The 5599-nt window shown below is 40.1% G+C and carries 5 protein-coding genes; 4 read left to right on the top strand and 1 reads right to left on the bottom strand.

Annotation, left to right across the window (positions count from 1 at the left end):
• The 3 genes from FTU09_RS13410 to erpA form a co-directional block, all read left to right on the top strand.
• A partial coding sequence (locus FTU09_RS13410; RefSeq protein ID WP_178319679.1) for a zinc ribbon domain-containing protein occupies nucleotides 1-164 on the top strand: 164 nt, incomplete at its 5' end.
• Between the two features lie 157 nt (nucleotides 165-321).
• Nucleotides 322-1329 (top strand): putative solute-binding protein, encoded by a 1008-nt coding sequence (locus FTU09_RS13405; protein WP_131261901.1) that lies wholly within the window; start codon nucleotides 322-324, stop codon nucleotides 1327-1329.
• A gap of 133 nt (nucleotides 1330-1462) precedes the next feature.
• The gene (gene erpA, locus FTU09_RS13400; RefSeq protein ID WP_004969742.1) at nucleotides 1463-1798 is read left to right on the top strand and encodes an iron-sulfur cluster insertion protein ErpA; all 336 of its coding nucleotides are present in this window, start codon (nucleotides 1463-1465) and stop codon (nucleotides 1796-1798) included.
• Nucleotides 1799-1929: 131 nt separating this feature from the next.
• On the opposite strand, the gene FTU09_RS13395 is transcribed toward erpA, so the two are convergent.
• Nucleotides 1930-3057, bottom strand: a complete 1128-nt coding sequence (locus FTU09_RS13395; protein ID WP_180080532.1) for an anhydro-N-acetylmuramic acid kinase — start codon at nucleotides 3055-3057, stop codon at nucleotides 1930-1932.
• Nucleotides 3058-3120: 63 nt separating this feature from the next.
• Here FTU09_RS13395 and tyrS point away from each other — a divergent pair, with 63 nt between their 5' ends.
• Nucleotides 3121-4353, top strand: coding sequence for a tyrosine--tRNA ligase (tyrS, locus tag FTU09_RS13390; RefSeq protein WP_168418748.1), 1233 nt, complete (start codon nucleotides 3121-3123; stop codon nucleotides 4351-4353).
• Nucleotides 4354-5599: the final 1246 nt, after the last annotated feature.

The following is a 5599-nucleotide window of genomic DNA, read 5'->3' as shown; positions in this document are numbered from 1 at the left end:
GCTGTGGCTCACGCTCCAGTAGTCCGGAAGGTAGAGCAGGACTTGGAATAAGAGAATGGCAGTGTGTGGAGTGTGGTACGCTCCATGATCGGGATGTAAATTCCGCACTGAATATTCTTGCGCTCGGACATGAGCGTCTAGCAGTAGGAATCTCCGTCCTTTAGGTCGGGGAGGATGTCAAATTGAAAGATTCGTCAATTGAGTCATATCAGCCAAAGATCAAAATTCGCTAATCTTAGCTTGATGAAAAGTACAGTGCTACAAAATTGAAGGTTTGAATCAATTTTGACCAGAAAAACAAAAAATGGAAGGAACTATAAAATGAAACAATGGACGCAAGCTTTATTATTCGGTGCAGGCTTGTCTTTAGCCGCCAGTGCAGTGCAGGCTAAGCAAGTGGTCTGTGTATTCGACTTGGTCGGTAAAAACGGTGATGTCTATAACTTAATGCAAGACTATCAATTGGCGGCCAAAAACTGGGGCGCAGAAATTGAGTTACGCGTAGGTCAAAACGAAGGCGTGATTGCAGAAGATTTTAAAGCAGGAAAATGTGATGGTATTAGTGTGACGGGCATGCGTGGTCGTCAATTTAACCATTTTACAGGCTCATTAGATGCAATTGGTGCGATTCCAGATTTAAAACTGGCAGTTAAAGTCATGCAAGGTTTGGCGAGTCCTGCTTTTGCCAAATATATGCGCAATGGTCAGTATGAAGTCGCAGGTGTCATTCCTGTGGGTGATGCCTTTTTGATGGTGAATGACCGCAGTATTAATAGTGTCGCCAAAGCCGCGGGGAAAAAAATTGCTGTTTTAGATTATGACCAAGCGCAAAAAATTATGGTACAGCAAATTGGTGCGCAAGCAGTCAGTGCCGATGTCACCAATTTTGGCAGTAAATTTAACAATGGTCAGGTCGATATTATTGGTGCGCCTGCTGCAGTATTCCGTCCTTTGGAACTACATAAAGGCTTAGGCACTAAAGGCGCGATTGTGAATTATCCAATTTTACAGGTCACGGGCAATATTATTATCCGCCCAGATAAATTCCCTGCAGGTTTTGGGCAAAAATCACGTGAATGGGTGAAAGGGCAGTTACCACGTGCCTTTGGTATTTTAGGCAAAATGAAAGCCGATATTCCTGCAAAATATTGGATGCAAGTGCCTGCAGCAGATCAACCGGGTTATCAAAAAATGATGCGTGAATCGCGGATTGATTTAACTAAACGTGGTGTTTATGACAAACGCATGATGAAATTATTGTGGCAATTCCGCTGTAAAGAAGCGCCAACCAATTTTGAATGTGGCTTGCAGGACGAAAATTACAAATAATTGGAGAATCTTGAGGTAATTACTCAGAATTCACTTTAATTCTGCATCACCGTCCCAATATTGAGTATGCTATACTTGATAAGTGGTCTTTTTGCAGAAAAGACATCTGAATTGTACCTGAGGAAAATCCATCATGAATGCCCAAGCACTTGAGCTCACCGACAACGCTGCTAAAAAAGTTCGCCAATTGCGTGACAGTGAAGGTAATCAAGACTTAATGCTACGTGTATATGTGACAGGTGGCGGTTGTTCAGGATTTTCTTATGGCTTTAACTTTGCGGAAAGCCAAAATGAAGATGATGCAGAATTTGTGAATGGCGATGTAAAAATGCTGGTCGATTCACTCAGCTATCAATATTTAGTTGGCTCGGTAGTGGACTATATTGAAGGCTTGGAAGGTTCGCGTTTTGTGGTACAAAACCCGAATGCAACCACGACTTGTGGTTGTGGTTCTTCATTCTCAATCTAAGTATGATTTAAATATTTTTGAGTATCAGCATCTGAAAAAGTAGATTGATGCACTCAAAATGATCAAAGCCTTTCCTATATAGAAGAGGAAAGGCTTTTTTGTTGCTACTGATCTGGTTTAAAAGTGCATCCTTAAACCAAAGTCATGGTACCTAAAATGCGATCACCTTTAGCCCCTGTGACCGCAGGTAAATTGCCACTTAATTGCTGACAAAAACGCATTGCCAACCAAGCAAAGGCGGTGGCTTCGACCCATGTTGGGTTTAGCCCTAAATCGGCTGTACTTTGTACAGTCCATTGATGTTTGCGCAAACGCCAGCGCAATTGCTCTAGCAAATAAGAATTATAGGCACCACCGCCACAGACATAGACTTCACCTGTATCCATGCCTGAACGATAAATGGCTTTTTTAATCGCGCGGGTGGTGAGCTTTAATAAAGTCGCCTGAATATTTTCAGGATTATCTTCCAGCTCGTCATATTCCACATCATTACGCCAATCGGCAACCTGTTCATCTAACCATTCCAAGTTAAAGTCTTCGCGCCCTGTACTTTTGGGTGGTTCTTTAGAGAAAAAAGCGTGGGCTTGTAAACGATCTAACAAGCTGCGAATCGGGTGTCCATAAGCAGCCCAGTTGCCATTTTCATCATACGGCTGACCTGTATAACGCTCACACCAAGCATCCATTAAAATATTGGCAGGCCCTGTATCAAAACCAGATACTGCTTCAGGCTGCCCCGCAGGTAATAAGCTGACATTGGCAATACCGCCTAAATTTAAAATAACCCGATGAATACTCGAATGTTGAAATAAGTTTTGATGGAATGCGGGTACTAAAGGTGCACCTTGTCCACCTGCGGCCATGTCACGACGACGAAAATCTGAAATTACAGGAAGTTGTGTGATTTCAGTGATGATATTGGGGTCACCAATTTGCAAGGTAAAGCCATGTTCGGGACGATGACGAATGGTTTGACCATGTGAGCCAATCGCTTTAATTTGAGATTTATCTAGTTTATTTTTTTCGATCAGACTATTAATGCCATGACCAATCATGGTGGCCAAAGCTACATCGGCCTTGCCCATGCGGTCAATTTCATTGTCATCAGGCAAAGTCAGTGCCATGAGTTCATCACGTAAATCAGGGTCAAACGGCAAAGTTAGGGTGGCGTGGAGTTGCAGTGGATCAAAAGAAGCAGCAACAAGATCGACACCATCCATGCTTGTGCCCGTCATTACCCCAATATAGATCGCTGTCATGGTTATTCTATAGCCTGCAATATGCTGAAAAAGTGTTAGTATATCGCACAAATTGAATAACTGATGTGTTTGGATTTCGTGATGTCAAATTTCCTGCCGGCTGAAGAACAACTTGCTCTCATTCAACGAGGCACGCATGAAATTATTTCTGAAGAAGATCTTCTGAAGAAATTAAAAGAGAATCGTCCTTTAAAAATTAAGGCGGGTTTTGACCCGACAGCACCTGATTTACACTTGGGGCATACGGTATTAATCAATAAATTAAAAGTATTCCAAGACTTAGGTCACGAAGTATTTTTCTTGATTGGCGACTATACGGCCATGATTGGTGATCCAACAGGTAAAAGTGCAACTCGTCCGCCGTTGTCACGTGAAAAAGTTTTGGAAAATGCCAAAACTTATCAAGAACAGGTTTTTAAAATTCTTGATCCTCAGAAAACCAAAGTGGTGTTTAACTCTGAATGGTTTGCTACAAAAACTGCAGCCGATTTAATCCAATTGGCATCGCAGCAGACTGTAGCACGCATGTTGGAACGTGATGACTTCACCAAGCGTTATAACAACCAACAACCGATCGCGATTCACGAATTTTTGTATCCATTGGTACAAGGTTATGACTCGGTGGCCTTACAAGCCGATGTGGAGTTAGGTGGTACAGACCAGACCTTTAACTTGTTGATGGGACGTACCTTACAAGGTCGTTATGATCAAGAAGCGCAAGTGTGTATCACGGTGCCAATTTTAGAAGGTTTAGATGGCGTCAATAAAATGTCTAAATCTTTAGGCAACTATATTGGCGTGTTTGATGCACCGGGTGCGATGTATCAAAAAGTCTTATCTATGCCAGACAGTCTGATAGAACGCTATTTTGAATTACTCAGCTTTAAGTCAATGGATGAAATTGACGTATTGTTGAAAGAAATGGCAGAAGGGCGTAATCCTCAAGAAATCAAAAAGATTTTGGCACTTGAGTTGGTTGAGCGTTTCCACGGTGCGGAAGCTGCTGCAAACGCCCATAAAGGTGCGGGCAATATTATTACCGAAGGTGAATTACCAGAAGGTACACCTGAGGTGACCATTTCACGTGCTGAGTTTGGCGGTGAATTATTTATTGCTTCTATTGTGCGTGCAGCAGGCCTGACTAAAAATGCAGCGCAAGCCAAAGATGCAGTTGCACGTGGTGCAGTAAAAGTGGACTGGAATGTTGTAGATGCAGGTTTTTCTGTGAAGGAAAATGCAACGCATATTATTCAGGCGGGCAAAAAAGCCATTGCCAAAGTCACATTTACGGACTAGGTCCATTCTAAGTGATTGAAATAAAAGCAGGCTTCGGTCTGCTTTTATTTTCTGTTTGGTATATTAATTATATGAATAAGTAAATTCAAAAAAAACCTTATAAAAACAACACTTAAATTTTGCCAAGTAGCTTGCATTTTTGCTCAGTTATGTATAAGATTTACCCATCTAGACACAGTGTACAAAACAGATCTAGAGGGTACTTATAACTATAGCTCCACAATTTACAAGTCCCTTCCCCAAGGGACTCTTTTTTTCGTATAACTATAATAATGATATATGGATCGCATATAGATTCAACTCCGAGGGAGAGATTTTGGGAGAGATCTCTTTCTTTTTTTTGCCTCTAGTTTTGTTGTGGTTTATATCTAAAGGTAAAATGTAAGATTACTTCTCTTTGTTTTATAAAAATTTTCTTAAAACTTTAAGACCTAAATTCAAAACTCAAAACTCAAAATTCAAAGCTAAAGCTACTTTTATACGGCAAAACCTCTTGTAGGTAGTGCATGTGGATGGCGCGATCTAAACTTGTTGAATAGAGGAGTAGACTCATTCGACTTGAAATCAATAATGTAAATGCTGAACACCAACTTTTAATCAACGGACAAGACCTCCACACTGATATGAAATCAATGATAGGTACGCCGTATGTAGGAATATGATTCTGGATAATGCAAAAGCATTTTTAACTGAGATGTAAAATTTTTTTAGATATCATAAGACAAAAAGAATTGTATACATTGGCAATCGTTGATTACAGCCTGCAAAACTTGACCGATTTGAGCCCATAAAAGTATGGATAAAAAAGCCCTCTTTACTTTGTAGATGTGAGTTTTTATTTAAATTTGATGAAAAAATAGCTAAAAAATTAAAAAACCAAGTATTTTTGTAGAAAAAAAATACATACGTGAAAAATATCCTAATTTGGGGCTTGCAAAGATTTTGAAATCCCCTAGAATGCACCCATCCCGACGCGAAACAGCCTACGAACTTAGCTTACAGGGTTGAGTTGTTAGAAGTGTTTTGCGTTAAAATTTCTGCTGATGAGGCAGAAATTAAGATCATTAAGAGATTATGAAGAACAACTTGTGTGGATTTTTACTGATTGATTAATCGAAGATATTTCATTGATTGATTGGTTTAAATTACTCGAAGTTTATTTGAGCGAAATTTAAGTCAGGAAATTGATGAGCCAGATTTGGAAGTTTAGATTAAAACTTCAAAATGATTTTAACTGAAGAGTTTG

The organism is Acinetobacter sp. YH12058, assembly GCF_013419805.1.
Taxonomy (GTDB): Bacteria; Pseudomonadota; Gammaproteobacteria; order Pseudomonadales; family Moraxellaceae; genus Acinetobacter; species Acinetobacter towneri.
The sequence above is the reverse complement of the archived record's forward strand: the minus strand, read 5'-3'. Positions and strand labels throughout refer to the sequence as shown.

Coding starts and splice junctions, on each gene's coding strand:
- FTU09_RS13405 (WP_131261901.1), top strand. CDS start 322: ATGAAACAATGGACGCAAGCTTTATTATTCGGTGCAGGCTTGTCTTTA.
- erpA (WP_004969742.1), top strand. CDS start 1,463: ATGAATGCCCAAGCACTTGAGCTCACCGACAACGCTGCTAAAAAAGTT.
- FTU09_RS13395 (WP_180080532.1), bottom strand. CDS start 3,057: ATGACAGCGATCTATATTGGGGTAATGACGGGCACAAGCATGGATGGT.
- tyrS (WP_168418748.1), top strand. CDS start 3,121: ATGTGTTTGGATTTCGTGATGTCAAATTTCCTGCCGGCTGAAGAACAA.